Origin of the sequence: Phycicoccus mangrovi (assembly GCF_018729305.1) — a bacterium.
In the GTDB taxonomy this organism is placed as follows: domain Bacteria; phylum Actinomycetota; class Actinomycetes; order Actinomycetales; family Dermatophilaceae; genus Phycicoccus; species Phycicoccus jejuensis.
On record NZ_JAHHWP010000014.1, the window covers coordinates 188161 to 213270 of the forward strand.

General features: G+C 75.4%; 25 protein-coding genes. 8 read left to right on the forward strand and 17 right to left on the reverse strand.

Translation table 11 applies throughout. The annotated features are described in order from the left end of the window. Positions 1 to 34: 34 nt before the first annotated feature. Genes menD through KMZ30_RS12970 form a run of 4 tightly spaced genes read right to left on the reverse strand, consistent with a single transcriptional unit; the run spans position 35 to position 5437 of the window. A complete protein-coding gene (gene menD / locus KMZ30_RS12955) occupies positions 35 to 1756 on the reverse strand; it encodes a 2-succinyl-5-enolpyruvyl-6-hydroxy-3-cyclohexene-1-carboxylic-acid synthase (protein ID WP_215513383.1) in 1722 nt (573 codons plus the stop codon). A gap of 41 nt (positions 1757 to 1797) precedes the next feature. Then, positions 1798 to 3981, reverse strand: a complete 2184-nt coding sequence (locus tag KMZ30_RS12960; protein WP_215513384.1) for a PQQ-dependent sugar dehydrogenase — start codon at positions 3979 to 3981, stop codon at positions 1798 to 1800. 32 nt (positions 3982 to 4013) lie between these two features. Next, the gene (locus KMZ30_RS12965) at positions 4014 to 5177 is read right to left on the reverse strand and encodes a hypothetical protein (RefSeq protein ID WP_215513385.1); all 1164 of its coding nucleotides are present in this window, start codon (positions 5175 to 5177) and stop codon (positions 4014 to 4016) included. Then, entirely contained in the window at positions 5174 to 5437 is a 264-nt protein-coding gene (locus tag KMZ30_RS12970) for a hypothetical protein (protein ID WP_215513386.1), read from the reverse strand. Before KMZ30_RS12970 ends, KMZ30_RS12965 begins: the two co-directional genes overlap by 4 nt. Positions 5438 to 5572: 135 nt before the next feature. Between KMZ30_RS12970 and KMZ30_RS12975 the strand changes: the two genes are divergently transcribed. After that, a complete protein-coding gene (locus KMZ30_RS12975) occupies positions 5573 to 6970 on the forward strand; it encodes a mycothione reductase (RefSeq protein WP_215513387.1) in 1398 nt (465 codons plus the stop codon). 27 nt (positions 6971 to 6997) lie between these two features. Here KMZ30_RS12975 and KMZ30_RS12980 read toward each other — a convergent pair whose 3' ends face one another. From KMZ30_RS12980 to KMZ30_RS12995, 4 genes are read right to left on the reverse strand one after another with little or no spacing between them, the layout of a single operon-like run. Then, on the reverse strand, positions 6998 to 7774 hold the full coding sequence (locus KMZ30_RS12980) for a VOC family protein (RefSeq protein WP_215513388.1): 777 nt from the start codon (positions 7772 to 7774) through the stop codon (positions 6998 to 7000). Next, positions 7771 to 8769, reverse strand: a complete 999-nt coding sequence (locus KMZ30_RS12985; protein ID WP_215513389.1) for an o-succinylbenzoate synthase — start codon at positions 8767 to 8769, stop codon at positions 7771 to 7773. The genes KMZ30_RS12980 and KMZ30_RS12985 overlap by 4 nt, the downstream gene beginning before the upstream one ends. Before the next feature lie 32 nt (positions 8770 to 8801). Further along, positions 8802 to 10073, reverse strand: a complete 1272-nt coding sequence (locus KMZ30_RS12990; RefSeq protein ID WP_215513390.1) for an Nramp family divalent metal transporter — start codon at positions 10071 to 10073, stop codon at positions 8802 to 8804. A gap of 46 nt (positions 10074 to 10119) precedes the next feature. Then, positions 10120 to 11046, reverse strand: a complete 927-nt coding sequence (locus KMZ30_RS12995) for a hypothetical protein (RefSeq protein WP_215513391.1) — start codon at positions 11044 to 11046, stop codon at positions 10120 to 10122. A gap of 108 nt (positions 11047 to 11154) precedes the next feature. On the opposite strand from KMZ30_RS12995, the gene KMZ30_RS13000 reads away from it, so the two are divergent. Both KMZ30_RS13000 and KMZ30_RS13005 read left to right on the forward strand, forming a co-directional pair. Then, positions 11155 to 12102, forward strand: a complete 948-nt coding sequence (locus tag KMZ30_RS13000) for a 1,4-dihydroxy-2-naphthoyl-CoA synthase (protein ID WP_215513392.1) — start codon at positions 11155 to 11157, stop codon at positions 12100 to 12102. A gap of 46 nt (positions 12103 to 12148) precedes the next feature. Beyond that, positions 12149 to 13579, forward strand: coding sequence for a short-chain fatty acid transporter (locus KMZ30_RS13005; RefSeq protein ID WP_207022482.1), 1431 nt, complete (start codon positions 12149 to 12151; stop codon positions 13577 to 13579). An 11-nt stretch (positions 13580 to 13590) separates the two neighbouring features. Here the strand turns inward: KMZ30_RS13005 and KMZ30_RS13010 are convergent, their stop codons facing one another. Continuing rightward, positions 13591 to 14046, reverse strand: a complete 456-nt coding sequence (locus KMZ30_RS13010; protein ID WP_215513393.1) for a hypothetical protein — start codon at positions 14044 to 14046, stop codon at positions 13591 to 13593. 104 nt (positions 14047 to 14150) lie between these two features. Between KMZ30_RS13010 and menE the strand changes: the two genes are divergently transcribed. Genes menE through KMZ30_RS13025 form a run of 3 tightly spaced genes read left to right on the forward strand, consistent with a single transcriptional unit; the run spans position 14151 to position 16489 of the window. Further along, the gene (gene menE / locus KMZ30_RS13015; protein WP_215513394.1) at positions 14151 to 15311 is read left to right on the forward strand and encodes an o-succinylbenzoate--CoA ligase; all 1161 of its coding nucleotides are present in this window, start codon (positions 14151 to 14153) and stop codon (positions 15309 to 15311) included. Between the two features lie 4 nt (positions 15312 to 15315). Continuing rightward, entirely contained in the window at positions 15316 to 15597 is a 282-nt protein-coding gene (locus KMZ30_RS13020; RefSeq protein WP_215513395.1) for a PLDc N-terminal domain-containing protein, read from the forward strand. Between the two features lie 7 nt (positions 15598 to 15604). Beyond that, complete coding sequence (locus KMZ30_RS13025) at positions 15605 to 16489, forward strand: 1,4-dihydroxy-2-naphthoate polyprenyltransferase (protein ID WP_215513396.1); 885 nt, start codon at positions 15605 to 15607, stop codon at positions 16487 to 16489. Between the two features lie 369 nt (positions 16490 to 16858). On the opposite strand, the gene KMZ30_RS13030 is transcribed toward KMZ30_RS13025, so the two are convergent. From KMZ30_RS13030 to KMZ30_RS13065, 8 genes are all read right to left on the reverse strand, one after another. Beyond that, positions 16859 to 17194 (reverse strand): DUF4229 domain-containing protein, encoded by a 336-nt coding sequence (locus KMZ30_RS13030; protein WP_215513397.1) that lies wholly within the window; start codon positions 17192 to 17194, stop codon positions 16859 to 16861. Between the two features lie 13 nt (positions 17195 to 17207). Next, positions 17208 to 18194: a c-type cytochrome biogenesis protein CcsB gene (gene ccsB, locus KMZ30_RS13035; RefSeq protein WP_215513398.1), complete on the reverse strand. Its 987-nt coding sequence runs from the start codon at positions 18192 to 18194 to the stop codon at positions 17208 to 17210. After that, on the reverse strand, positions 18191 to 19795 hold the full coding sequence (gene resB / locus KMZ30_RS13040; protein WP_308279793.1) for a cytochrome c biogenesis protein ResB: 1605 nt from the start codon (positions 19793 to 19795) through the stop codon (positions 18191 to 18193). The genes ccsB and resB overlap by 4 nt, the downstream gene beginning before the upstream one ends. Beyond that, positions 19792 to 20553 carry a cytochrome c biogenesis CcdA family protein gene (locus KMZ30_RS13045; RefSeq protein ID WP_215513399.1) on the reverse strand — a complete coding sequence of 254 codons (762 nt, stop codon included), beginning with the start codon at positions 20551 to 20553 and terminating at the stop codon, positions 19792 to 19794. Before KMZ30_RS13045 ends, resB begins: the two co-directional genes overlap by 4 nt. Then, the gene (locus KMZ30_RS13050) at positions 20550 to 21149 is read right to left on the reverse strand and encodes a TlpA family protein disulfide reductase (protein ID WP_215513400.1); all 600 of its coding nucleotides are present in this window, start codon (positions 21147 to 21149) and stop codon (positions 20550 to 20552) included. Before KMZ30_RS13050 ends, KMZ30_RS13045 begins: the two co-directional genes overlap by 4 nt. Continuing rightward, positions 21146 to 21820 carry a histidine phosphatase family protein gene (locus KMZ30_RS13055; RefSeq protein ID WP_215513401.1) on the reverse strand — a complete coding sequence of 225 codons (675 nt, stop codon included), beginning with the start codon at positions 21818 to 21820 and terminating at the stop codon, positions 21146 to 21148. The genes KMZ30_RS13050 and KMZ30_RS13055 overlap by 4 nt, the downstream gene beginning before the upstream one ends. A gap of 73 nt (positions 21821 to 21893) precedes the next feature. After that, positions 21894 to 23222 carry a glutamate-1-semialdehyde 2,1-aminomutase gene (gene hemL / locus KMZ30_RS13060; protein WP_215513402.1) on the reverse strand — a complete coding sequence of 443 codons (1329 nt, stop codon included), beginning with the start codon at positions 23220 to 23222 and terminating at the stop codon, positions 21894 to 21896. Between the two features lie 15 nt (positions 23223 to 23237). After that, positions 23238 to 23726, reverse strand: a complete 489-nt coding sequence (locus KMZ30_RS13065) for a MarR family winged helix-turn-helix transcriptional regulator (protein WP_215513403.1) — start codon at positions 23724 to 23726, stop codon at positions 23238 to 23240. Positions 23727 to 23827: 101 nt separating this feature from the next. Between KMZ30_RS13065 and KMZ30_RS13070 the strand changes: the two genes are divergently transcribed. Together KMZ30_RS13070 and KMZ30_RS13075 are read left to right on the forward strand one after the other, a co-directional pair. Then, positions 23828 to 24364 carry a YceI family protein gene (locus KMZ30_RS13070; protein ID WP_215513404.1) on the forward strand — a complete coding sequence of 179 codons (537 nt, stop codon included), beginning with the start codon at positions 23828 to 23830 and terminating at the stop codon, positions 24362 to 24364. 170 nt (positions 24365 to 24534) lie between these two features. Continuing rightward, positions 24535 to 24981, forward strand: coding sequence for a hypothetical protein (locus KMZ30_RS13075; protein ID WP_215513405.1), 447 nt, complete (start codon positions 24535 to 24537; stop codon positions 24979 to 24981). Positions 24982 to 25110: the final 129 nt, after the last annotated feature.

The following is a 25110-nucleotide window of genomic DNA, read 5'->3' on the forward strand; positions in this document are numbered from 1 at the left end:
CAACCGCGGGCGCCGTGGCCGAATCGGCCCCCGGTCAGCTGTCGAGGGTGCGGGCGGCGAGCGCCCGGAGCGCGGCGTGCGCGTCGCGATGGGTCGAGCGGCCGACCGGGACCTCGACGACGCGCAGGCCGTCGGGACGGCGGGCGACGGCGGCGGCGAGCGCCTCGCGGTCGGCGACGACCTCGTGGGCCACGCCGTGCGCCCGGCACAGGGCGGCGAGGTCGGTGCCGGTCGGCGTCCCGAAGACGCGCTCGAAGGAGGCGGCACGCTCCGGGGCCCCGTGCTCGAGCGTGGTGAAGATGCCGCCGCCGTCGTCGTTGACGACGACGAGCGTGAGGTCGGGGCGCGGCTCGTCGGGGCCGAGGAGCAACCCGTTGGCGTCGTGGAGGAAGGTCAGGTCCCCGAGCAGGGCGTGGGTCGGCCGGCCGCACCCGAGCGCGACACCCGCGGCCGTCGAGACCATCCCGTCGATGCCGGCGAGCCCGCGGTTGGCGAGCACCCGGATGCCGGGCGCGTCGTCCCGGCGACCGGCCGTCGCGAGGTCGAGGTCGCGCACCGGGTTGGACGAGCCGAGTACGAGGACCCCGTCGGCCGGCAGGGCGTCGTGGACGGTGGCCGCGACGGCGAGGCCGCTCGGCCACGGGACGCCCTGCGCGGCGACGGCTTCGGCGAGGCGGGTGCCGGCCTCGTCCCAGGCCTGCGCCCAGGCGCCGCGCTCGGCGGCAGCGACGTCGGTCCCGGCGGAGAGCGCGGCCAGGGGGTGGACCACCGCCGCCACGTGCGAGGGGTCGGGCCACGTCGTGGACCCGGCGACGACCTCGACCCGCACCCCGGGGCGGCGCAGCAGCGCCCCGACCGGGCGGGCGAGCGTGATGCGCCCGACGACGACCACCCGCTCGGGTGCGTGGGCGTCGAGCCAGCCGGTGGCCGTGAGCAGGAGCGGTCCGTGCGGCAGCGCGCCGGCGCGAGCGGTGGGCCCGACGAACGGTTCGGCGACGACGGGGTAGCCGCGGCTCGCCGCCCACGCGACGGCCTCCTCGCCGCCGTCCCCCGGCAGGTCGCCGACCACGACGAGGGTGCGCTCGACGTGGTCGAGGCCGCCGGGCGCGGTCCGCGGGGTCGTGGGCACCGCGGTCCACGGCGCTCCGTCCGGCCGACCGGCGAGGTGCGCCGGCAGCGCCTCGGGCTCGCCGACCTCCGGGGCCAGCGGGTCGCGGAAGGCGATGTCGAGGTGGGCCGGCCCGGGCTCGCCGCCGGTCGCCCCCCGCGCCGCGGCGAGCGCGCGGCACACGGTGGTGCGCCACCAGGCCGCCCGGCCGTCGCCGTCCGTCGGGACGGCGTCGGGGGCGGGCACGTCCGCCTCGAACCGCACGGCGCCGAACAGCCCCGGCTGGCGCGTCGTCTGGTTGGCGCCGCTCCCCCGCATCTCGTGCGGGCGGTCGGCGGACAGCACGAGCAGCGGGACGCCGGCGTGGGACGCCTCGAGGACGGCGGGGTGGAGGTTGGCCACCGCGGTGCCGGAGGTCGTGACGACGGGAACCGGCCGGCCGGAGCCCTTCGCGAGCCCGAGCGCGAGGAACCCGGCCGAGCGCTCGTCGACCCGCACGTGCAGCCGCAGCCGACCCGCGCGGTCCGCCTCGAGCAGCGCGTAGGCGAGCGGCGCCGAGCGCGAGCCCGGCGCGAGCACGGCGTCCCGGACCCCGCCGCGCACGAGCTCGTCGACGAGGACGGTGGCGAGCGCGCTGGAGGGGTTCACGGGCGGCGATTCTGCCAGCCCTCCCGCGACCCCGCGCCGGGTCAGCGGCTGCCGACCAGGCGGCGGAGCGCCGCCTCGGGCGCGGACCCCACCGAGGGCGTGCCCCCGACGACGGTCACCCGGTTGGTCGCGAGCCGCAGGAGGATCGTCCCGACGGCCGGGGGCAGCCGGTCCCGGCCCGTGAGGAGCACGGGTCGGCCGGTCCCGGCCGCCGCCGCACCGCCGCTCAGGCCGTCGGGGAACACCTCCCCGGAGGTGACGACCGCCGCCGCGTCCGTCCAGAACGTCCGGGCGACGACCCGCGAGACCTCGTAGCGATCGGCCCCGGCCAGCCGGGTCACCCCGGCACCGGTGCCCGACACGTACGTCCGGAGCCGGGCCAGCACGGCGTCGTCGACCGTCGGGGAGCCGCCGACGAGGTAGATGCGGGTGGGTCGCAGCCGCTGCAGCTCGGTGGCCGTGGCGGCCGGCAGGGTGCGGCGTCCGGCCAGGAGGAGCGGGGCGTCCTGCCGCGCCGCGGCCGGCCCGGCCGAGAGCGCGTCGGTGAAGACCTCGCCGGAGGTGACGAAGACCGTCCGGGCGCCGGACGGGTACTCGGCGCGGGACAGGGCCGCCGCCACGTCGTACCGCGTGTCGCCGCCGACCCGCGAGACCGTGGCTCCCCCGACCGCTCCCCGGATGGCGTCGAGGACGCCGTCGGACACGGTCGGCGGCCCGCCGACCACCGTGACCCGCGTCGGCGCCAGGCGCTGCAGCTCGCGACGGGTCGCGTCGGGCAGCGTGTCGTCCCGGGTGAGCAGGAGCGGCGCACCGGCCCGCCCGGCGACCGGCCCGGCGGCGAGGGCGTCGGCGAAGACGAGCCCGCTCGCCACGTAGACCTCGCGGGCACCCCCGGGGTACGTGGCCGCACTGATGCCGGCCGCCGCCGCGTAGCGGTCCGCGCCGCCGACCCGCGTCACCGACCCGGTGGCGGGCCGGATTCGGAGCACGCGGTCGTCGGTCCCGTTGGACGTCGTGACGTAGAGGTCGCCGCCCGGTCCGCTGACGGCGGCGCGCAGCCGGCCGTAGGCGCCGTCGTACAGGCGCTGCGCGAGGGTCGCGGTGGTCGACCCGGCGATCTCGAAGCGGCGCAGCTCGGTGTCCTTGAGCGTCGGCACGACGAGGTCGCCGGCGAAGTCCGCCCACTGCGCACCGTGGACGAAGGTCGCACCGGAGGTCGCGACCGTCGGCATCCCCGACGCCCACGCCGGGTCGCGGTAGGCGCTCGCCGCGCCGCAGCTCGTCGAGGTGGCGTTGCGTCGACCCGCGCCGGTGTAGCAGGGCCAGCCGTAGTTGCCCCCGGCGACGATCCGGTTGACCTCGTCGTCGGTGTTCGGCCCGTGCTCCACCTCCCAGACCTCGCTCGTGCCGGGACGCAGGGCGATGCCCTGCGGGTTGCGGTGCCCCATCGACCACACCGCGCCGCGTGACCCGGCGATGACCGGGTTCGACGACGGCACGCCGCCGCTGCGGGTGAGGCGCAGGATCTTGCCGTTGAGGCTGTGCCGGTCCTGCGCGAGGCCGTCGACGCCGGCGTCGCCCATGCCGAGCCAGAGGTAGCCGCTCTGGTCCATCTCGAGCGAGCAGCCGTCGTGCCGGTTGCTGGCCGCCATCCCGCTGCGCAGGACGGTCGGGCCGGACCACGAGCCCCCCGAGGAGACGGTGTAGCGCAGCAGCTGGTTGACCCAGCCGTTGCTGCCCGCGTAGTCCCGTGACGCGCAGACGTACACGTAGGGGTGGTCGCGGAAGTCGACGTCAACTGCGACCCCCATGAGGCCCGACTCGTCCACGGACCGCACGCTCGGCACGGTGACGGTCCGCTGGAGCGCGGCACCCGGGGCACCGTCCGCGTAGACGCGGATGCGGCCCGGTCGCTCGGTGACGACCATCTGGCCCGTCGGGAGGAACGCGACGTCCCACGGGATGGTCAGCCCGGAGGCGACCGTCGAGACCGTGAGGGAGGGCGCGGCGGCCGCGAGCGACGGCGCCGCGGCCGCGGTGGCCGACGACGTGCCCGGGGACGCCACCGCACCGGGCGCGGCCGCGACGAGCGACCCCCCGAGCAGCGTGCAGGCGGCCGCACACGCGAGCAGTCCCCGACGGCGTCGGGACGGAGCGGAGGACGGCACGGGACCCGGGCGCGACGTCGCGCGGTCAGCCGGCACGGGACGATGGATGCGGAGCACGGATGCCTCCTGCCGTCGGCGGTGCCGTCACCCTACGGCGGCCGGGCACCGTCCGCCTGCCGGGCGTCCCGCGTGACGACGACCTCGGTGACGCCGAGCACCGGCCGCCCGAGGACCGACCCCGCGGACGCCTGCCACGCACGGACCCCCGGCACGGTGCCGAACGGTGCGCCGGCCGCCGCCCGGACCGTGCGCTCGTAGGCGCCGAGGCGGTGGCGGGCGACGTCGACCGGTGGGCCGGCGCCGACCCGCAGCGTGAGCCAGGACGCGCGGGCCGGGTTGGGGGCGAGGTCGAGCGTCGGCACCGGGTCGTCGGCGTGCTCGACGGACAGGACGCGCACGTCGTCGGGTACCGGCACCAGCCCGACCGGTGCGCCGGTGGTCAGGACGTGGGTGACCCGGTGCCCGCGGCGGAAGCCCGCGTCGGCGGCGAGCGACGCGGCGTGCAGGCCGCCCTGGCTGTGCCCGACGAGGACGACCGGCTCGTCCGCGAGCCGTCCGGGTGGCAGGGAGCGTCGCCGCGCGGAGCCCGCGCGGGCCACGTCGAGCGCGGCGGTCACCCCGGTGCCGGCGAGCGTCGCGTCGCCGGTGACGGCGGTGAGGTCGGTCGTCAGGTCGAAGGGCTGGGGCCCGGCCCGGGGGGACCACGACTGCGTGCCCGGCACGACGACGACCCAGGCCGACCCGCCGCCCGGCGCCGCGACCTCGACGACCCGCACCCGCCCGCCGTCGAGGTCCTCGCCGAGCGCCACGAGGTCGCCCGGGCCGGCGAGCGTGCGGGGCGTCCACCGCGGCGGCACCTCCTCGACCACCACCCGGGAGCCCGTCTCGTCGAACCACCCGACCGAGGCGGCCCGCGCGACCCCGGAACCCACGCCCGCGAGGGCCGCCGTCGCGAGGTCCTCGGCCCCCGCGTACGCGACGGCCGCGAGCCGCAGCCGGACCGCCAGGGCGTCGAGGGCGAGCGCCTCGCCCCAGAGACCGGCCGGCCCCGCCACCCGCGCCGCGTCGGCCTCGACCCCGACCCACGCGGCGAGCACGCCGACCCCCGGCAGCCCGCCCCGGCCCACCCGCGCCGCCAGCCGGGCCGCGCCGCCACCGATGGCCGACCCCTCGTCGCGCAGCACCTCGGCGGTCGACGCCAGGCCACCGGCCCAGGCCAGCAGGGCCTCGGACCGCACGGCCACCCGCGTCACGAGGCCCTCCCCAGCCCGTCGTCCGCCGAGGCCCGCAGGGCCGACGCGAGGGCGCGCAAGGAGCGCGCCAGCCACGCGAGCTCGTCGACGAGGGCCGCCAGCCGGGTGCGGCGCTCCTCGACCGCCGCGCGCAGGGCGTCCGCCGCCGGGCCCTCCCACCACTCGCCCGACGCCCGCGCCAGGGCGCCCGCGCGCACCCCGACGACCTCGACCGCCTCCTCGACCCGCCGGGCCAGCGCCTCGACCTCCACCACGTCCACCGCGGCCTCCTCCCGTGTCTCCTGCCCCGACCCCACCCCACGACCCGTGCCCGCACCAGCACCGGCGCCCGGTCTGTGGACGAGCGCCCGCGCACCGGCGCCCTGTGGACGAGCGGCACCACGTAGCGTGGCGCCATGCCCCACCACGACCTCGTGATCATCGGCAGCGGCTCGGGCAACTCGCTCCTCACCCCGGAGCTCGAGGGCCTCGACGTCGCGATCGTCGAGAAGGGGACCTTCGGGGGGACCTGCCTCAACGTCGGCTGCATCCCCACGAAGATGTTCGTCCTCCCCGCCGACCGCGTCGTCGAGGCCGAGGACGCCCACCGGCTCGGGGTGACCTTCGAGCCGCCGCAGGTCGACTGGCCGGCCATCCGCGACCGCGTCTTCGGGCGGATCGACCCGATCTCGCACGGTGGCGAGGACTACCGCGCCGGCCAGGAGCACGTCACCCTCTACCGCTCCCGGGCGCGCTTCACCGGTCCCCGCGCCCTCGTCCTCGACTCCGGCGAGGAGGTGAGCGCCGAGCGCGTCGTCGTCGCTGCGGGCAGCCGCCCCGTCGGCCTCGCCCTCGAGGGCCTGACCGGCGCGGACCCCGCGCACGGCGTGCACACCTCCGACACCGTCATGCGCCTCGACGCCCTCCCCGCGCGGATGGCCGTCGTCGGCGGCGGCTTCGTGGCCTGCGAGATGGCCCACGTCTTCTCGGCGCTCGGCGTCCACGTGACGCAGGTGCAGCGCTCGGGCCGGCTGCTCATGGCCGAGGAGTACGAGGTCTCCGAGCGGTACACCGAGGTCGCACGCTCGCGCTACGACGTGCGCCTGTCGACGACCGTCACGAGCGCCGAGCACGTCTCGGGCGTCTGGCGGCTCGGCACCGAGGGGCCCGAGGGCCCCGCGCACGTCGAGGCCGAGGTCGTGCTCCTCGCCGTCGGCCGCCGCCCCAACAGCGACCTCCTCGATGCGGCCACGGGTGGCCTCGACACCCACCCCGACGGGCGGCTCGTCGTCGACCGGCAGGGGCGCACGAGCGTCCCGCGCGTCTGGGCCCTCGGCGACATCAGCTCCGAGCACCAGCTCAAGCACGTCGCCAACGGGGAGGCGCGGATCGTCGCCCACAACCTCGCGGTCGACCTCGGCCGGCTCGACGGCCCGCCGCACGAGGCCGACGACCGCCCCGTGCCCCACGCCGTCTTCGGTCACCCCCAGGTCGCCTCGTTCGGCCCGACCGCGGCGCAGTTGCAGTCCGACGGCACCGAGTTCGTCACGTACACGCAGAAGGTCGGCGACGTCGCCTACGGCTGGGCGCTCGAGGACACCACCGGGGTCCTGACCCTCCACGCGTCACCGGACGGTCGCCTCCTCGCGGCGCACATGGTCGGCCCCCAGGCGTCGAGCATCGTCCAGCCCCTCGTCCAGGCGGCGAGCTTCGGCCAGCACGTGCACGACGTCGCGCGCGGGCAGTACTGGATCCACCCGGCCCTCGCCGAGGTCGTCGAGAACGCGCTGCTCGGGCTGCCGCTCGAGCGCTGAGCGCGGCGGGCGGGGTCGGCGCGGACCTCAGCGCGCCGGGCTCGGCGGCCGGTCGGTGAGGCAGTGGACGCGGCCGACCGGGTCGAGCAGCACCGTCCAGAACGAGCGCTCCTCAAGCACCACGGCGCCCGCGGCGACGTGCCGCGCGGTGTCCGAGGCCCGGTCCGCGCACGCGAGGTCGACGTGCCCGCGCACCTCCCCGTCCTCCTCGCCGAGGGTCTGCAGCAGCATGCGCGCCGGCATCGCGGCGCCGGCGCTGACGGAGGCGTACCCGGGCTCGTCGGAGGCCCGCCAGGTCCAGCCGGTCAGCCTCTGCCAGTACGCGTTCTCCGCCTCCCACCGCGAGCTCGGCACGTCGAGGCAGCACTGGTCGAGGATGCTGGTCAACCCGTCGCGCGGCTGGCCCCCACGGCCGGCCCGACCGTCCCACGTCGTGAGGCAGTGGACGAACCCGCCGGGCGAGCGCAGGACGACGACGGTGTCGCCGATGGCCCCCACGCGCGTGGCCCCCAGCGCCTCGGCCCACGATGCGGCGAGGTGCACGTCCTCGACGTCGAGGTCGAGGTGCACTCCCCCGCGACCGGCGTCGACGGCCTGCAGCTTGATCCACGGGTCGCCGTGCGGCGGTGCGAGGGTGGCGAACTCGTCGCGCTCGCCGCGCCGGTCGACGACCTCCTGACCGGTCACCTCGGACCAGAAGGCCCAGGACCGCTCGGCGTCGCCGCGCGGAGTGTCGAGGAAGAGCCAGACCCACCGGACGGCCGCGCCGTCGGGGACCTCGTCGTCCGTGGTGGCTCCGGTCATGTGGGCACTCCCGTCAGGTGGGTGTGGGCGGCCGCGATGCGCTCGCGCCACCACTCGGTTCGTTCCGGCGGCGCCGCCCAGCGCTCGAGCAGCCCCGGGTCGGCGGCGACGTGCCGAACCGGCAGCGCGCCGCCGGCGGGCGCCATCGGCTCGGTCGTCACGTCGCCGGCGAGCAGGGCGACCGTGCCGAGCCCGCAGGCGAACGGCAGGTCGGGGAGGGCCGCGGCGAGCGCGACGCCGGCCGCCATCCCGACGCTCGTGTCGAGCGCGGACGACACGACCGCGGGCAGCCCGCAGGCCTCGACGACCTCGAGCGCCTGCCGCACACCACCGAGGGGCGCGACCTTGACGACGACGACGTCCGCGGCCTCGAGGTCGCGCACACGTAGCGGGTCCGACGCCTTGCGGATGGACTCGTCGGCCGCGACCGGGACGTCGAGCCCGCGACGGCCGAGGAGGAGCCGCAGGTCACGCAGCTCCTCGACGGTGGCGCACGGCTGCTCGGCGTACTCGAGGTCGTAGCGGGCGAGCCGGCCGAGGACCTGCGCGGCCTCCTCGACCCCCCAGCCCCCGTTGGCGTCGACCCGGATGCGGCCGCTGCGCCCGAGCACGGACCGCACGGCGGCGACCCGGTCGACGTCGGCGGCGGACGGCTGGCCGCGCTCGGCGACCTTGACCTTCGCGGTCGTGCAGCCGGGGAAGCGCGCGAGGACCCCGGCCACCTCGTCGGGCGGGACGGCCGGGACGGTGGCGTTGACGGGCACGCTGTCGCGCAGCGGCTCCGGCCATCCCGTCCACGCGGCCTCGATGCCGGCGGCCAGCCAGCGCGCCGCCTCGGCCGGACCGTACTCGAGGAAGGGCGCGAACTCCCCCCACCCGCGGGGTCCCCGCAGGAGCGCCGCCTCGCGGACGAGGACCCCCCGGAAGGGCACCCGCATCGGGACGGCGACGACGTGGACGCCGGCGAGGACCTCCGGCAGGGCTGCGACCGTCACCGCACCACCGTAGGACGGACCGCGCGCCACGCTCAGTCGCCCGTGACGACCTTCACCAGCTCGTTGGCCGCGAGCGCGACGAAGGCGACGGCGGTGATCCCCATCCAGAGGTTCGACCACCACTTGTTGCGCCACTCGCGCGGCACCCGGTCGGTGTTGAGCAGCCAGATGAGCGTCACGGCGAGGAACGGCATGAAGAACGCCCCGAGGACGCCGTAGGCGAGCAGCAGCCAGACGGGGCGGCCGACGAGGATGAGCGCGATCGGCGGCAGGGTCAGCCAGAGGATGTACGCGCGGTACCAGCGGCCGCCGATGCCGCGCTCGGGCGCGTCCTCGGGCAGCCTGCGGACGTGACCGACGAAGTCGGCGAACATCAGGCTGACGCCGTTCCAGACGCCGAGGAGCGAGGACATGGCGGCGGCCCAGAAGCCGACGAGGAAGACCTTGCTCGCCCACGTGCCGTACCGGTCGTCGAGGACGTTCGCGAGGTCGAGGAGCCCCTGGTCGCCGGTCTGCACGGCGATCTTCGCGGAGTAGAGCAGCTCGGCCCCGACGATGAGCGTGGCGACGACGAAGATGCCGGTGACGATGTACGCGACGCGGTTGTCGAGGCGCATGACGCGCATGAACCGCGGTGTCGTCCATCCCTTCTCGCGGATCCAGTAGCCGTAGGCCGCGAGCGTGATGGTGCCGCCGACGCCGCCTGCGACCGAGAGCACGTTGACGACCGACCCGGCGGGCACGGTCGGCACGAGCCCGACGAGCAGGTCCGGGAGGTTGGGGACGGTCAGCACCGCGGCGCCGACGACGGTGACGAACATCAGGCCGACGAGCGCGGCGCAGAGCTTCTCGAAGAGCTCGTACCGGCCGAACCAGACGAGCAGCGCGCCGACCAGGCCGGACCCGATGCCCCACACCGGGACCGACACGGCGGGGAACAGCGAGTGCAGCGGGAGCCCGGTGCCGGCCATCGCCGCGGCGCCGTAGACGAAGCCCCAGACGACGATGTAGGGACCGAAGTAGAACGTCGTCCAGCGGCCGAGGCTCGACCACCCCTCGTAGATCGTCGAGCCCGTCGCGAGCGTCCACCGGCCGGCGCCCTCGACGAGGACGATCTTCATGAGGCAGCCGACGACGACGGCCCACAGCAGGGCGTAGCCGTACTTCTGCCCGGCGACGAGGGTGGCGACGAGGTCGGCCGCCCCGACGCCGGTGGCGGCGACCACGAGGCCCGGCCCGACGAGACGCCATCGCGGCGAGGAACCGGACTCGGACTGCTGGGGCGGCGAGGTCGTCGTCGACATGCGTCCTCACCCTGCCCGATGACGCCGCCGGTCGGGGCTTTCGGCGTCAGCCGGTGCCGGGGCCCACCGCCCGCTCGCGCAGCCCGAGCGCGCGGTCCCGCATCGCCACCACCCGCCGCCGGAACCGTCCGAGCAGCAGGGCCGGGTCGCCGAGCGGGAGCACGTCGGGGCTCTGCGCCCCGTGGTACCCGTTCCACGAGAAGCCGGCCGGGCCGCCGCCCACCGCGTGCGCGAGGGACGTCGCGCGGCTGCTCGGCGACGACGTCAGGCCGAAGGCCTCCTGCACCGCCCGGGAGCGCAGCGGCCGGCCCGCCCCGGCGAGGTCGTTGCCGCGCGCCACGGCCCAGAGGACGGCGGCCGCGGTCGCCTCCGGGCGGTCCGTCCGCAGCACGGCGCCGGGCGTCTCGTGCACGACCCGGGCCAGCAGCCGTCGACACGCGGTCAGCCCCTCGGGCCCGAGCAGCTCGAGCACCGGCCCGGTCATCGAGGCGTCGACCGACTGCGCCCGGGCGCGCACGTGGTCCGCCACCCCGTCGAGCACCAGGACCTCCTGCGGGAGGGGTGTGTCGGTGAGCGTCGCGAGCGCCTCCTCCCCGCCGACGACGGTGGCGAGCCACGCCAGCTGGAGCTCGTGCCCGGGAGGGGTCGGCGGGGCGGGGGCCGCGCGCCACGCGTCCTCGAGCTCGAGCGCGGCACACTCGTACTTGCTCCCGCGCGCCGGGCGTTGGACGACGTCGACGACCCGGTCCCCGACGAGGACGATGCTCGTCACCCGGTCACGGCGCGTGGAGAGGAGGTCGACGTCCGACACCCGGCCGGCCGACCGGCCGTACGGCGCGTCCCACGCACCGCCCCACCCGTCGCCGGTCGGCTCGTCGTCGCGCCACCGGTCCGGTCGCAGCACCCCGTCGAGGTCCTCCTCCCACCGTCGGCCACCCCGCGGCTCCGGCCATCCGTCGACCATCCTCGTCACCCCGTCCCCGGCTCCCGGACGCCACCGGCGTCCTGGACCGACCGTGCCACGGAATCGCCACCGGGCCGCGGGGTTTTCCACAGGCCCCTCCCGGCTACCCTTGCCGCCGTGAGCGCGATCCCCGGTGTCAGCGAGACCTTCGACCCCTCGGCGTGGGAGGACGTGCCCGGCTTCGAGGACCTCACCGACGTGACGTACCACCGCGCGGTCGGGCTCGGTTGTGTCCGAGTCGCGTTCGACCGGCCCGAGGTGCTCAACGCGTTCCGGCCGCACACCGTCGACGAGCTGTACCGGGTCCTCGACCACGCCCGCCGCACCGCCGACGTCGGCGTCGTCCTCCTGACCGGCAACGGCCCGACGCCGCGCGAGGGCCAGTCGGCGCGCACGGACGGCTGGGCGTTCTGCACCGGCGGCGACCAGCGCATCCGCGGCCGATCGGGCTACCAGTACGCCGAGGGCGAGACCGCCGACACCGTGGACGAGCGCCGCGTCAAGGCCGAGGGCGGGCGGCTGCACATCCTCGAGGTGCAGCGACTCATCCGGACGATGCCGAAGGTCGTCGTCGCCGTCGTGGGCGGCTGGGCGGCCGGCGGCGGTCACAGCCTCCACGTCGTCTGCGACCTCACCGTCGCCTCCCGCGAGAACGCCCGCTTCAAGCAGACCGACGCCGACGTGGGCTCGTTCGACGGCGGCTACGGCAGCGCGTATCTCGCGAAGATGGTGGGGCAGAAGTTCGCCCGCGAGATCTTCTTCCTCGGCCGGGAGTACACCGCCGAGGACATGCACCGGATGGGCGCCGTCAACATCGTCGCCGACCACGCCGAGCTCGAGGCCACCGCGCTCGAGCTCGCCCGCGACGTGATGTCGAAGTCGCCCCAGGCGCAGCGGATGCTCAAGTTCGCCTTCAACCTGCTCGACGACGGGCTGATGGGCCAGCAGGTGTTCGCCGGCGAGGCGACGCGGCTCGCGTACATGACCGACGAGGCCGTCGAGGGGCGCGACCAGTTCCTCGAGAAGCGCGACCCCGACTGGTCGCCCTTCCCCTGGTACTTCTGAGATCCCGAGACCCCCGAGACCCCGGCCCCCTGACCCCAGGACGACCATGTCGACGACGACCGCCCCCACGACCGACGAGCGTGGGCTCGCCCGCGTCGCCCAGACCTTCGCCGCGTTCACCGAGAAGTGGTTCCCCGACGCGTGGGTCTTCGCCGCGCTCGGCGTCGTCATCGTCTCGGTCGCCGCGCTGGCCAACGGGTCCACGCCGGCCGCCGTCGTCGAGACCTTCGGCACCGGCTTCTGGGACCTGACGGCCTTCACGCTCCAGATGGCGATGGTCGTCCTCACCGGCTACGTCGTGGCGACCGCTCCCCCGGTGGCCCGGCTCATCGAGGCGCTCGCCCACCTGCCGAACGACCCGCGCCGCGCGGTGGCCTTCGTCGCGTTCCTGTCGATGAGCGTCTCGCTGCTCAACTGGGGCCTGTCGCTGATCTTCGGCGGCCTGCTCGCCCGGGCCGTCGCCCGCCGCGAGGACCTCACCGTCGACTACCGCGCGCTCGGTGCCGCCGCGTTCATGGGCCTGGGCGCCGTCTGGGCGCTCGGCCTGTCGTCGTCGGCCGCCCAGCTCCAGGCCACGCCGGCCTCGCTGCCCGCGCCGCTGCTCGAGATCACCGGCGTCCTGGACTTCGGGAAGACCATCTTCACGTGGCAGTCGATGGTCTCGGCGCTGCTCCTCATCGTCCTCACCACCGTCATCGCGTGGGCGTCCTGCCCGCGCGGCGCGTCGGTCCGCACGGCGCAGGACATGGGCATCGACACCGAGGACCTGCCCGAGGCGCCGCCGGAGCGCGAACGTCCCGGCGAGTGGCTCGAGTACTCGCGCGTGCTGCCGGTCCTGCTCGGGGTCATCACGCTCGGCTGGCTCGTCGGGCAGCTGCTCGAGAAGTCCGCCGTCGCCGTGCTCAGCAGCCTCAACGGCTACCTGCTCGTCTTCCTCGTCCTCGGGCTCGTCCTGCACGGCACGCCGCGCCGCTTCCTCATGGCCGTCCAGAAGGCCGTGCCCGCCACGGCCGGCATCCTCGTGCAGTTCCCGCTCTACGCGGCGATGGCGGCCGTCCTCACCAAGGCGGAGGGCCGCGGCGGCGAGACCCTCTCGGACCACCTGTCCTCGATCTTCACCTCGTTCGGCGGGGGCGGCGGGTTCGCCGTCGCGCTGGCCGTCTACACCGCCGTGCTCGGCATCCTCGTGCCCTCCGGCGGCGGCAAGTGGCTCGTCGAGGCGCCGTACGTGATGCAAGCGGCCACCGACGTGCAGATGAACCTCGGCTGGACCGTCCAGATCTACAACATGGCCGAGGCGCTGCCCAACCTCGTCAACCCGTTCTTCATGCTGCCGCTGCTCGCCGTGCTCAAGCTGCGCGCCCGCGACCTCGTCGGGTTCACGTTCCTGCAGTTCGCGATCCACCTGCCGGTGGTGCTCCTGCTCGTGTGGCTGCTCGGCAACACCTTCGACTTCGTGCCCGCCGTCCAGCCGTAACCGGCACTCCCTCAGCCGGACCCGCCGAGGTCGACGTCGTAGGCGGCGTAGACGAGGTCGGACCCGCGCTGGCGGTGGCGCACGAGCCGGCCGAGCAGCTGTGTCGCCGCCTCGCGGTGGGCGCGCACGGCGTCGTCGTCGGCGAGCCCTTCGTCGCGCTCCTCGAGGAGCCGCTCGACCTCGGCGACGACCTCGACGTGGTCGTCGAGCTGGCGGGCCACGTCGTGCGCCAGCCGCGGGGCGCGGGTGCGCAGGTCGGCGTAGAGGCCGTCGGGCGCCTCGGTCAGCGCGACGTGGTCGCGCAGGTCGTGGGCGAGCTCGGTCAGCGCGGCGCGCACCCGGCGCCGCCACACCGGCCCGAGCCCCACCGGCAGCGCGAGCGCGGCGTCGAGGGCGGCCATCGACTCCCCGAGCTCGGCGCGGTGCGCGCGCAGGCGCTCCAGGTCCGTCGTCGTGGTCCCGAGCATCCGGCCACCTCCTCGCGCTCGCCCCATGGTCCCGCGGGACGCCGCGGATGACCAGCCCGGGGCGGCGACGGGTCGCCGCCGTGCGCCTCGGTACCGTGACCCGCATGGACGTCGAGCCGCTGCCCGTGCCGGCGGGCGAGGAGGCCGTCGCGGTCCTCCCCCGGCTGCGCCGGGCCCTCGCCGGCGGCGGAGCGGTCGCGCCCTACGTCGCGGGGTCGGAGCCGCCGCAGCTGCCCGCGCGGGCGGCCGCGGCCGACGACCTCGCCGTCGTCGTCGGCACCTCCGGCTCCACCGGCGCACCGAAGCTCGCGATGCTCGGGGCCTCCGCGCTGGGTGCCAGCGCCCGCGCCACCCACGAGCGGCTCGGGGGCCCCGGCCAGTGGCTGCTCACGCTGCCCGCCGGCCACGTCGCCGGCCTCCAGGTCCTCCTGCGCGGGCTCGACGCCGACACCGAGCCGGTCGCCACGGACCTCTTCGCCGGCTTCACGCCCGGCGCCTTCGTCGCGGCCGTGCGCCGGATGGACCCGCGCCACCGTCACTACACCTCGCTCGTCCCCACCCAGCTCGTCCGGCTGCTCGCCGACCCCGCCGCGACCCACGCCCTGACGACGCTGCACGGCGTCCTCGTCGGCGGCGCCGCCACTCCTCCGGTGCTGCGCCGTCGGGCCGAGGCGGCGGGCGTCCGCGTCCTCACGACCTACGGGATGAGCGAGACCTGCGGCGGCTGCGTCTACGACGGCACTGCCCTGCGCGGCGCGGAGGTCCGGCTCGACGACGACGGGCGCATCCGGCTCGGCGGCGCCACGCTCGCGCACGGCTACCTCGGGCGGCCGGACCTCACCTTCCGGGCCTTCGAGGTCGACCACGACGGCTCGCGGTGGTACCGCACCGACGACGCCGGGCACCTCGACGACGAGGGCCGCCTCCACGTCGACGGCCGGCTCGACGACCTCGTGACGACCGGCGGCCTCAAGGTCGCACCGCGCGTCGTCGAGGAGGCGGCGCTCGAGCACGTCCCCGGCGTCCTCGAGGCCGTCGTCGTCGGCACGCCGGACCCCGAGTGGGGGCAGGCGGTCAGCCTCCTCGTCGTGCCGGCGCCCGACGCGCGTCCGCTCTCGCTCGCCGAGGTGCGCGACCTCCTGCGCCCCCACCTGCCGGCGCACGCCCTCCCGCGGCGGGTCACCGCGGCGGGCTCCGTCCCCCTGCGCGGGCCGGGCAAGCCGGACCGGGCCGCGGTGGCCGCGCTCTTCCCCGTGGGAGGATGACGGGGTGCTGCGGTTCCTGCCCGTCGTCCTCAGCCTCGCGCTGACGGTCTGGACCCTCGTCGACTGCATCCAGACCGACGACGGGTCCGTCCGGAACCTGCCCAAGATCGCCTGGATCCTCCTCATCCTGCTCTTCCCGGTCGTCGGGCCGGTCGCCTGGCTCGTCGCCGGGCGCCCCGCCGGGCCGCTCCTCGGGGGCGGTCGGCCGGGCCGCGGCACCCCCGGGCCGACGCGGCGCCCGCCGCGCGGCCCCGACGACGACCCCGACTTCCTCAAGGGACTCTGACCGACCGATGGCCACTCTCGCCCAGTGGGTGGCGGGCGCCCGCCCGCGCACCCTGCCCGCCGCCGTCGCCCCCGTCGTCCTCGGCACCGCCGCCGCCCTGCGCGTCGGCGAGGCGGACGCCGGGCTCGCGCTGCTCGCCCTGCTCGTCGCCCTCGCGCTGCAGGTCGGCGTCAACTACGCGAACGACTACTCCGACGGCATCCGCGGCACCGACGAGGTCCGCTCGGGCCCGGTGCGGCTCGTCGGCCAGCGACTCGCCGACCCGCGCAACGTCAAGGTCGCGGCCTTCCTGTCCTTCGGGGCGGCCGGCGTCGTCGGGCTGGCGCTCGTCGCGCTCTCGCAGGCCTGGCTGATGCTCCCGCTCGGCGCGCTGGCCGTCCTCGCGGCGTGGCGGTACACCGGCGGCGACAACCCCTACGGCTACCGCGGCCTCGGCGAGGTCTACGTCTTCGTGTTCTTCGGCCTCATGGCGACGCTCGGCACGGAGTACACCCAGGCCGGGGCGGTCTCGTGGTTCGGCCTCGCGGGCGCCGTCGGCGTCGGGGCCATCGCCTCGGGCATCCTCGTCGCGAACAACCTGCGCGACATCCCGACCGACGTCGAGCACGGCAAGCGGACCCTCGCGGTGCGGCTCGGCGACGCCCGGACCCGGATGTTCTACGTCGGGCTCGTCGGGGTGTCGGTGCTGGCTCTGCTCGTCATGGCCCTCGGGCAGCCGTGGGCGCTGCTCGGCCTGCTCGCGCTCGTCGTGGGGTGGCGCGGGGTGCGGGTCGTGCGCGCCGGCACGACCGGGCCCGGGCTCATCCCGGTGCTCGCCGCGACGGGGCTGTACGAGGTGGCCTACGCCGTCCTCGTCCTCGCCGGCGTCGCCCTCGGCCGCGCCCTCACCTGACCCTCCCGCCCCACCCGCCTCGACATGTCGGGGTCGCCCCGACATGTCCACGAGACACGAGCTCGGAGCCGGGGTCTCGTGGACGAACCCCCGTGTCGAGGTGATGCTGGACCGCCGGAGGGTCGCGTTTCACCTCGACCGGGCGCATCCACCTCGGATCGAGGTGTCCGGCCACCACCGGACGCCGGCGGCATACCTCCACCCACCCAGACGTCGACTTCTTGCGAGTTCCGCCGCTCGACGCGCCGTCCGGCGGCGTGTCGAGCGGCTCAACTCGCAAGAAGTCGGATGCTCTCCACCGTCGTGCGCGGGTCGAGGTGAAGAGAGACCACGAGAAGGTCGGGTTTCACCTCGACCGGGCGAGACGGGTCAGCGGAAGTCGTCGTCCTCGGCAGCGGTCTGACGCGCCGCCGTCGACGGCCGGACGGTGACCTCCTCGTCCTCGGCCTGCTCGTCGGTGCGCCGGTCGCCGCCCTTCTCGCGGCGGGCGGCGGCGCGCCGCTCGATGGTCTCGGACAGCTGCGTCGAGTAGTCCTGGCGGAAGCGCCGCAGCGCCACGTACGAGATGGCCATCGACGCCAGGGCCGCGAGGACGACGAGGAGCAGCAGCTGCTCCTCGGACCGCAGCCCGGCCAGCCACAGCGCGAGGACGCAGCCGAAGAAGATGAGCAGGCGCAGGACGGTGTAGCGCAGGAAGGCGTTCATCGAGCGGGGTCCCTCACATGCCCGAGTAGGAGTGCTGGCCGACGAAGAACACGTTGACCACGGCGAAGTTGAGCAGCACGCAGACGAACCCGGCGAGCGAGATCCACACGGCGTTCTGGCGCTTCCAGCCGGTCGTCGCGCGGGCGTGGAGGTAGGCCGCGTAGACGGTCCAGATGACGAAGCTCCAGACCTCCTTCGGGTCCCAGTTCCAGTAGGAGCCCCAGGCCTGGCGGGCCCAGATGGCGCCGGCGATGACGGTGAAGGTCCACATCGGGAAGGCGACGATGTGCGTCGCGTACGTCAGCCGCTCCAGCGCGCGGGCCGTGGGCAGCCGCCGCATGAAGGCCGCGCGGCCGGTCGCCCCGCCCTCGCGCGCCTCGACGCGGTCCTGGATGAGGTAGAGGATGCCGAGCGAGGCGCCGATGGTGAACACCGCGACCGACATCGTCGCGACCGTGACGTGGATGGCCAGCCACACCGAGCGCAGCGACGGCATCAGCTCGGAGGCGTCGGTGTACCAGACGGTGATGGCCGCGCCGAGGACGAGCAGCACCGGCCCGGTGACGAACAGCCCGAGCCAGCGCAGGTCGCGCCGCGTGGACCACCCGACGTAGGCGAGCAGCGTGAACATCGCCCCGACGATGGCGAACTCGTACATGTTGCCGAGCGGCCAGCGGTGCACCTCGAGCGCGCGCAGCACGACGCCGGCCACGACGAGCAGCGTCCCGAGGACGGTCAGCGAGTGCCCGATGCCGGCGGCCTTGCGCGCGCCGGCCGGCTCGTCGGCCTTCTCCTCCGGGACGACGGGCGCGTCGCCCGCCGGTGCGGACCCGCCACCGGCCGCGACGAGCTCGCGCTCGGGCGCCTCGACGGCGGCGGACTCCCGGGCGGGCACGACGCGGGCCAGGTAGAGGCCGTGCGCGAGCATCGCGAGGGTCAGCACGGCCATCGCCGAGTAGACGGACAGGTTCGACAGCTGCGCGAGCGTCAGGTCGGTCATCGGGTTCCTCCGGGTGCGGTGAGGACGGCGGCGACCTCGTCGGCCATCCCCTCGTCGTCGTCCTTGGCCAGGCCGCCGACGGAGACCACGGTACGACCCGTGCCCTCCTGCGGGCCAACCCGGACGAAGACCCGGCGGCGCCGGACGACGAGGCTGAGGACGAGCCCGGCGAGCGCGAGCAGCGCCGAGACGAGGGTGAGGGTCTTGCCGGGGTCGGTGCGGATCGACAGGCCGGCGAAGCGCTCGACCCCGTCGAAGGTGATCGAGCCGCGCCCCTCGGGCAGCTCGTAGGTCTGTCCGGGCTTGAGGAGGATGCGCAGCTGGTCGGCGCCGTCCTTGCCGGGCAGGGGCTTCATCTCGGCCGTGTCGAGCGTGTAGACCGACTGCGGGCCGCCACCGGGGAAGAGTGTCCCGCTGAACGCGGTGAGCGCCAGCTGCGGGTCGAGGGTGTCGGGGAAGGTCGAGTGCGGCCCGCGCTCGGAGTCGATGACACCCGTCGGCAGGAAGAACCCCGCGAAGCCGAGCTCGTCGGGCTGCGCCCCGGGCACCTTGATGGCGCCGACCGACGTGTAGTTGTTGTCCTGCGGGAGGAACGGGGTGGCCGAGGTGTAGATGGCCTTGCCCGCGGCGTTGCGCACGGTCACCTTCGGGGCGTAGCCGTTGCCGAGGAGGAAGACGCTGCCGCCGCCGGTCTCGAGCGGGTGGTTGACGGCGATCTCGCGCGCCTCGGTGCGGCCCTCGGGCGTCGTGAAGGTCGTGTACGCCCGGAAGTCGCGCGGCATCCCGAACTGCCCGCGGCCGGTGTCCTCGGTCTCGAACTTCACGTCGAGCCGGTCCAGGCGGATGGCGTACGGCGAGAGGTCGTTGACGTCGACCCACGGGCCGGGGCTGAAGGTGTCGTACGACGAGAGGCTGTTGGCGAAGGTGTCGCCGACGGGGACGATGACGTCGCCCTTCCACCCGAGCAGGTGACCCCACGCGACGCCGACGAGGACGCCGATGAGGGCGAGGTGGAAGACGAGGTTGCCGGTCTCCTTGAGGTAGCCCTTCTCGGCCGACAGCGAGGTGTCGTCGTGGGCGTGCACCCGGTAGCGCTTGGAGCGCAGCACGCCGCGGAGCCGCTCGCGCACCTCGTCCGGGGTGCCGTCGACGACCTCCTCGGTGTGCGCGGCGAGGCGCTCGAGGCGACGCGGGGCCCGCGGCGGCCGCGAGCGCAGCTGGTGCCAGTGGATGCGGCTGCGGGGCGCGACGCACCCGATGAGCGAGACGAACAGGAGGAGGTAGATCGCGGCGAACCACGGCGACGCGTAGACGGCGAAGAACCCGAGCTTGTCGAGGATGGGGCCGGCGGTCGGGTGGTCGGTGATGAACTGCGTCGTGCGCGCGGCGTCGATGGAGCGCTGCGGGAAGGTCGAGCCGGGGATGGCCGCGACCGAGAGCAGGAGCAGGAGGAACAGCGCGGTGCGCATGCTCGTCAGCTGCCGCCAGAGGAAGCGCAGCCAGCCGACGGCGCCGAGCCGCGGCTGCGTGACCGGCGTCCTGGGGGGCGTGCCGGACCCGGCGGTGACCTCGGTCGTCGGACGGTCGTCGGTCGTGCTCACAGGGACACCTCGAAGCCGGAGACGAGCTCGGTCTGGACCCAGCGGTTCATCGTCTCCCAGACGCCGGTGAGCATGAGCAGCCCGACCACGACGAGCAGGATGCCGCCGAGGAGCTGGATGGTGCGCATGTGCCGGCGCAGCCAGGCGGACGCGCGGCCGGCGCGGTCGAGCCCGGCCGCGACGAGCAGGAACGGCAGGCCCAGCCCGAGGCCGTAGGCGAGCGCGAGCGTGACCCCGCGGGTGACCTGGGCGTCGCCGGACGCGGTGGCCATCACGAGGACGGCGGCCAGGGTCGGTCCGGTGCAGGGAGCCCACCCCAGCGCGAACACCGCGCCGAGCAGGGGCGCCCCGAGCAGTCCGGCCCGCGGGCGCCAGTGGATGCGCACCTCGCGCTGGCTGCCGAGACCGACGAAGACCAGCCCCATGAGGACGACGACCGCGCCGCCGACCCGCAGCAGCACCTCGCGCTGCTCGACGAGGACGCTGCCGACGCCGGTGACGAAGATCGAGCCGAGGACGAAGACGACGGTGAAGCCGACGACGAACAACAGAGCCCCGGCGAGGGTGCGCCCGCGCGAGCGGTCGGCGGCGGACTCGCCGGTCAGCCCCGTGACGTAGCCGAGGAAGCCGGGGACGAGAGGCAGCACGCAGGGGCTCGCGAACGAGACGAGCCCGGCGAGCGCGGCGACACCGACCGCGAGCGGGAGCGCCCCGCTCGTCACGGTGTCGCCGGTGGCGGCGACGAGGCCGGCGGTCACTTCTCCGCGACCACGTCGTCGACGAGGCCGGAGAGGGTCGTGGCGTCGACGGGGCCGTTGACCCGGGCGGCGATGCGTCCCTCCCGGTCGAGCACGAGCGTGCTCGGCGTCGTCGGGGCCTTGCCCTGGAGGCGCAGGATGAGCAGGCCCGGCTTGTCGCTGAGGCTCGGGTAGGTGATGCCCGCCTTGTCGACGAACGCGGCGCCGCGCTCGGCCTCCTCGCGGAAGTCGATGCCCATGAACTGCACCGGCGCCTTCTTGGCCTGCTGCTCCTCCCAGGCCTTCTGGAGGTCGGGGGCCTCGGCGACGCACGGGGCGCACCAGGAGCCCCAGACGTTGAGGACGAGCACCTGCCCGCGGGTCGAGGCGATGTCCCATGCGGTGCCGTCGAGCAGCTGCCCGTCCATCGTCACCGGCTCCAGCCGGTCGGCGGCCGGGATGGTCTCGACGGCGCCGTCGCCGCTGATGTACCCCTTCTGGTCGCCGGCCTTCGCCTGCGCGGCCACCGAGTTGGGGTCGCTGCTGCAGCCGGCCAGCACGAGGGCGGCCAGGGCCACGGCACCGAGCGCGGCCCGGCGGGAGGGGGTCCGGCTCATGCGCCGGCCCCCTTCTGGGCGCGGGGCAGCAGCTGGGCGGCGGGCTCGGCGTACGACAGCGAGAGCAGCTCGTCGCCGAGGAAGGTCAGGGAGGTGAGGCTCGCGAGGGAGCACTCGCGGCGGGCGGGGTTGTGCACGAGGGGGCGTCCTTCGGTGGCGAGCCGGATCATCCAGATCGGCGCCTGGTGGCTGACGATGACCGCCTCGTGGCCGCGGGCGGCGGCCCGGGCGTCGACGATGGCGGCGCGCATCCGCTCGACGATCTCGCCGTAGGGCTCGCCCCATGACGGCCGCAGCGGGTTGAGCATCTTCGGCCACAGGCGCGGGTGGCGCAGCAGTCCCTGGCCGCCGGCGACCGGCAGGCCCTCGAACTCGTTGCCGGCCTCGAGGACCCGCTCGTCGAGGGTGACGGGGAGGTCGTGCGCGGCCGCGACCGGCGCCGCGGTCTCCTGCGCCCGCTCGAGGGGGCTGGAGACGACGTGGACGACGTCGTGGTCGGCGAGGTGCTCGGCGGCGAGCTCGGCCATGTGGCGCCCGAGCTCGGAGAGGTGGTAGCCGGGCAGCCGCCCGTAGAGGACCTGCCCGGGGTTGTGGACCTCGCCGTGCCGCAGCAGGTGCACGGTCGTGCGCTGCGGCTCGGCGGGGACGGCGCCACCGGCGGTCGGGGTCATGCTCGCGATTGTCGCAAACCCACCTGAGTGCCGCGGACGGGGTTCGACACCGCCGCGGCGACCCGGGGGGCGGTCAGCCGGCGGCCGCCGCGGCGGCGGCGCCGGGCAGGGCGTCGAGCACGCGCTGGACGGCCGCGTCGTCGTGCGCGGCCGAGACGAACCAGCACTCGTAGGCGCTCGGCGGCAGGTAGACGCCGGCCGAGAGCATCGCGTGGAAGAACCGGCCGAAGGCGGCCGTGTCCTGGTCGCGGGCGTCGTCGTAGTCGCGCACCTCGCCGTCGCGGAAGAAGACGGAGAACATCGAGGAGGCGTACTGGACGCGGTGCGCGACGCCGGCGGCCGAGAGCGCCTCGGACGCAGCGGTGCTGATGGCGCGGGACACCTCGTCGAGACGGGCGTAGACGGCGTCGTCGCAGTGCTGCAGCGTGGCGAGGCCGGCGGCGGTCGCGACGGGGTTCCCGCTGAGCGTCCCCGCCTGGTAGACCGGCCCGTCCGGCGCGAGGAGGGCCATGACGTCGGCACGGCCGCCGAACGCCGCGGCCGGGAAGCCCCCGCCCATCACCTTGCCGAAGGTCAGCAGGTCCGGGGCGAGGTCGAGTCCCTCGTGGCCCCACCAGCCGGCGCGGCTGCAGCGGAAGCCGGTCATCACCTCGTCCGAGACCAGGAGCGCGCCGTGCTGCGCGGTGACCCGGCGCAGCGCCTCGGTGAAGCCGGGCTGCGGGGCGACGACGCCCATGTTGCCGGCGGCGGCCTCGGTGATGACGCACGCGATCTGGTCGCCGCGGGCGGCGAAGAGCTCCTCGAGGGCGGCGACGTCGTTGTACGGCAGGACGACCGTCTCTGCGGCCATCTGCTCGGGCACGCCCGCGGAGTCGGGCAGCGCGAGCGTGGCGACGCCGGAGCCGGCGGCGACGAGGAGGGAGTCGACGTGGCCGTGGTAGTGCCCGGCGAACTTGACGACGAGCGGGCGGCCGGTGAAGCCGCGGGCCAGGCGGATGGCGCTCATCGTCGCCTCGGTGCCGCTGCTCACGAGCCGGACCTGCTCGACCGGAGCGACGCGGGCGACGATCTCCTCGGCGAGCGCGACCTCGTTCTCGCTCGGGGTGCCGAAGGACGTGCCGCGCGAGGCCGCGGTGTGCACGGCGTCGAGGACGGCCGGGTGGGCGTGGCCGAGGATCATCGGGCCCCAGCTGCCGACGAGGTCGACGTACTCGTGGCCGTCGGCGTCGGTGAGGTGCGGTCCCTCGCCGCGGACCATGAAGCGGGGCGTGCCGCCGACCGAGCGGAAGGCGCGGACCGGGCTGTTGACGCCGCCGGGGGTGACGGCGCGGGCCCGGGCGAGGAGGGCGGCGGAGGCCGGGGCCTCGTCAGCGGCGGCGGGGGCGGTGGAGGTGTCGGTCACCTCCCCATTGTCGGGTCAGCAGGGCTCGCAGGGGGATGCCGGGGTCGTCGGGTCGCTGGCGTACGCGTCGCGGACGGCCTCCATCGCCTCGCCGAGGGCGCGGAACTGGTAGGGCGTGAGGACGTCGACGAGGTGGCGGCGGACGCTGGTGACGTGCGCGGCGGCGAGCCGCTCGACGGCGCCGAGGCCCTCGTCGGTCAGCTCGAGGACGACGCCGCGGCCGTCGTCGGGGGCCGGGGTGCGGCGCACCCAGCCGCGGCGCTCGAGGCGGGCCGCGGTGTGCGTGACCCGGCTGCGCGACTGGACGATGAGCTCGGCGAGGGCGGACATCCGCAGCCGGCGGCCCTCGGCCTCCGAGAGCATCGAGAGCAGCTCGTAGTCCGAGAGGCTCACGCCCTCGCGGGAGAGGTCGCGGTCGAGGGCGACGTCGAGCTCGCGGTTGCCGCGCAGGTAGGCGCGCCACCACCGCTGCTCGTCGCTCGCCAGCCACCGGGTCGTCTCCACGGGTTCATCGTCCCACGACCCGGGAGGCGGAATACTCGGAGATGGTGCATAGTTGAAGCGTCAACTACCGCACGCCCCACCCTCTCGAAGGAGCACCACCCATGACCGACACCCTCACCGGCCTCTCCACCGGCACCTGGACCATCGACCCCACCCACACCGAGGTCGGCTTCGTCGCCCGCCACCTCATGGTGAGCAAGGTCCGCGGCTCGTTCACCGACGTCGCCGGCACCGTCGTCGTCGGTGAGTCCCTCGCGGACTCCACCGCCGAGGTCACCATCAAGACCGCCTCCGTCGCCACCGGCACCGCCGACCGCGACGGCCACCTGCGCAGCGGCGACTTCTTCGACTCCGAGAACCACCCCGACATGACCTTCCGCTCGACCTCGTTCGACGGCTCCACCCTCACCGGCGAGCTCACGATCAAGGGCGTCACCAAGCCGGTCTCGCTCGACGTCGAGTTCGGCGGCGTCGCGACCGACCCGTGGGGCAACGAGAAGGCGGCCTTCGAGGCCACCGGCGAGCTCGACCGCACCCAGTGGGGCCTCACCTGGAACGCGAACCTCGAGAAGGGCGGCGTCCTCGTCTCCGAGAAGATCAAGCTCGTCATCGACCTCCAGCTCGCCAAGCAGGCCTGAGCGAGGCCCCTCCCCGGTTCCGCTCCCTCCGGCGAGCCGCCCGGGCATCCCGTCGTGCAGGGACGACGGGATGCCCCACCCCGGACCGCCCGTCACGCACCGCGTGGCGGGCGGTCCGCCGTCCGGTCCGACCCGCGGCCCCGTCGGTGGCGGCCCGTAGCGTCCGCGGCATGACGGAGTGGAGCGAGGTCCTGGCCGGCGTCACGCAGGCGCTCGGCGGCGAGCGCGAGGCAGGACGGGCCCGGATGCTCGCCGCCTGGGAGGGGACCGGGTCCGGCGACCACGCCCATCGCTGCGTGCTGGCGCACTACCTCGCGGACCTCGAGCCCGAGCTCGTCGACGAGGTGGCGTGGGACGAGGTCGCGCTGCGCGAGCACGCGCACCTGGCCGACGACGCCCTGGCGCCGGTCGGCATCCCCTCGGCCGCGGCCCTCGCGCCCAGCCTGCACCTCAACCTCGGCGACGGCTACCGCCGCCAGGGGCGCGTCGTCGAGGCCCGTCGCGAGCTCGAGGCCGCCGAGACCGCGGCCCACCTGCTCGGCGACGACGGCTACGGCGAGCTCCTGCGCGGCGGCATCGAGCGCCTGCGCGCCCGCCTCGACGCCGGCGACGCCTGAGCCCGGCCCACGCCAGGCCGGCGCCCGCGAGGGGTGGCGACACGCGGACGAGCGAGGCCATCCCTCTGCGTGTCACCTCCTCTCGGCCGACCGCGACCGCCGGACGACCCCGCACGTGCGGGGTTGTCG

What these genes read in the sequence shown, in the direction of transcription:
- KMZ30_RS12975 (WP_215513387.1), top strand. Translation starts at nt 5,573, where the DNA reads ATGCCCCACCACGACCTCGTGATCATCGGCAGCGGCTCGGGCAACTCG.
- KMZ30_RS12980 (WP_215513388.1), bottom strand. Translation starts at nt 7,774, where the DNA reads ATGACCGGAGCCACCACGGACGACGAGGTCCCCGACGGCGCGGCCGTC.
- KMZ30_RS12990 (WP_215513390.1), bottom strand. Translation starts at nt 10,073, where the DNA reads ATGTCGACGACGACCTCGCCGCCCCAGCAGTCCGAGTCCGGTTCCTCG.
- KMZ30_RS13005 (WP_207022482.1), top strand. Translation starts at nt 12,149, where the DNA reads ATGTCGACGACGACCGCCCCCACGACCGACGAGCGTGGGCTCGCCCGC.
- KMZ30_RS13010 (WP_215513393.1), bottom strand. Translation starts at nt 14,046, where the DNA reads ATGCTCGGGACCACGACGACGGACCTGGAGCGCCTGCGCGCGCACCGC.
- menE (WP_215513394.1), top strand. Translation starts at nt 14,151, where the DNA reads ATGGACGTCGAGCCGCTGCCCGTGCCGGCGGGCGAGGAGGCCGTCGCG.
- KMZ30_RS13025 (WP_215513396.1), top strand. Translation starts at nt 15,605, where the DNA reads ATGGCCACTCTCGCCCAGTGGGTGGCGGGCGCCCGCCCGCGCACCCTG.
- KMZ30_RS13030 (WP_215513397.1), bottom strand. Translation starts at nt 17,194, where the DNA reads ATGAACGCCTTCCTGCGCTACACCGTCCTGCGCCTGCTCATCTTCTTC.
- ccsB (WP_215513398.1), bottom strand. Translation starts at nt 18,194, where the DNA reads ATGACCGACCTGACGCTCGCGCAGCTGTCGAACCTGTCCGTCTACTCG.
- KMZ30_RS13050 (WP_215513400.1), bottom strand. Translation starts at nt 21,149, where the DNA reads ATGAGCCGGACCCCCTCCCGCCGGGCCGCGCTCGGTGCCGTGGCCCTG.
- KMZ30_RS13055 (WP_215513401.1), bottom strand. Translation starts at nt 21,820, where the DNA reads ATGACCCCGACCGCCGGTGGCGCCGTCCCCGCCGAGCCGCAGCGCACG.
- KMZ30_RS13070 (WP_215513404.1), top strand. Translation starts at nt 23,828, where the DNA reads ATGACCGACACCCTCACCGGCCTCTCCACCGGCACCTGGACCATCGAC.
- KMZ30_RS13075 (WP_215513405.1), top strand. Translation starts at nt 24,535, where the DNA reads ATGACGGAGTGGAGCGAGGTCCTGGCCGGCGTCACGCAGGCGCTCGGC.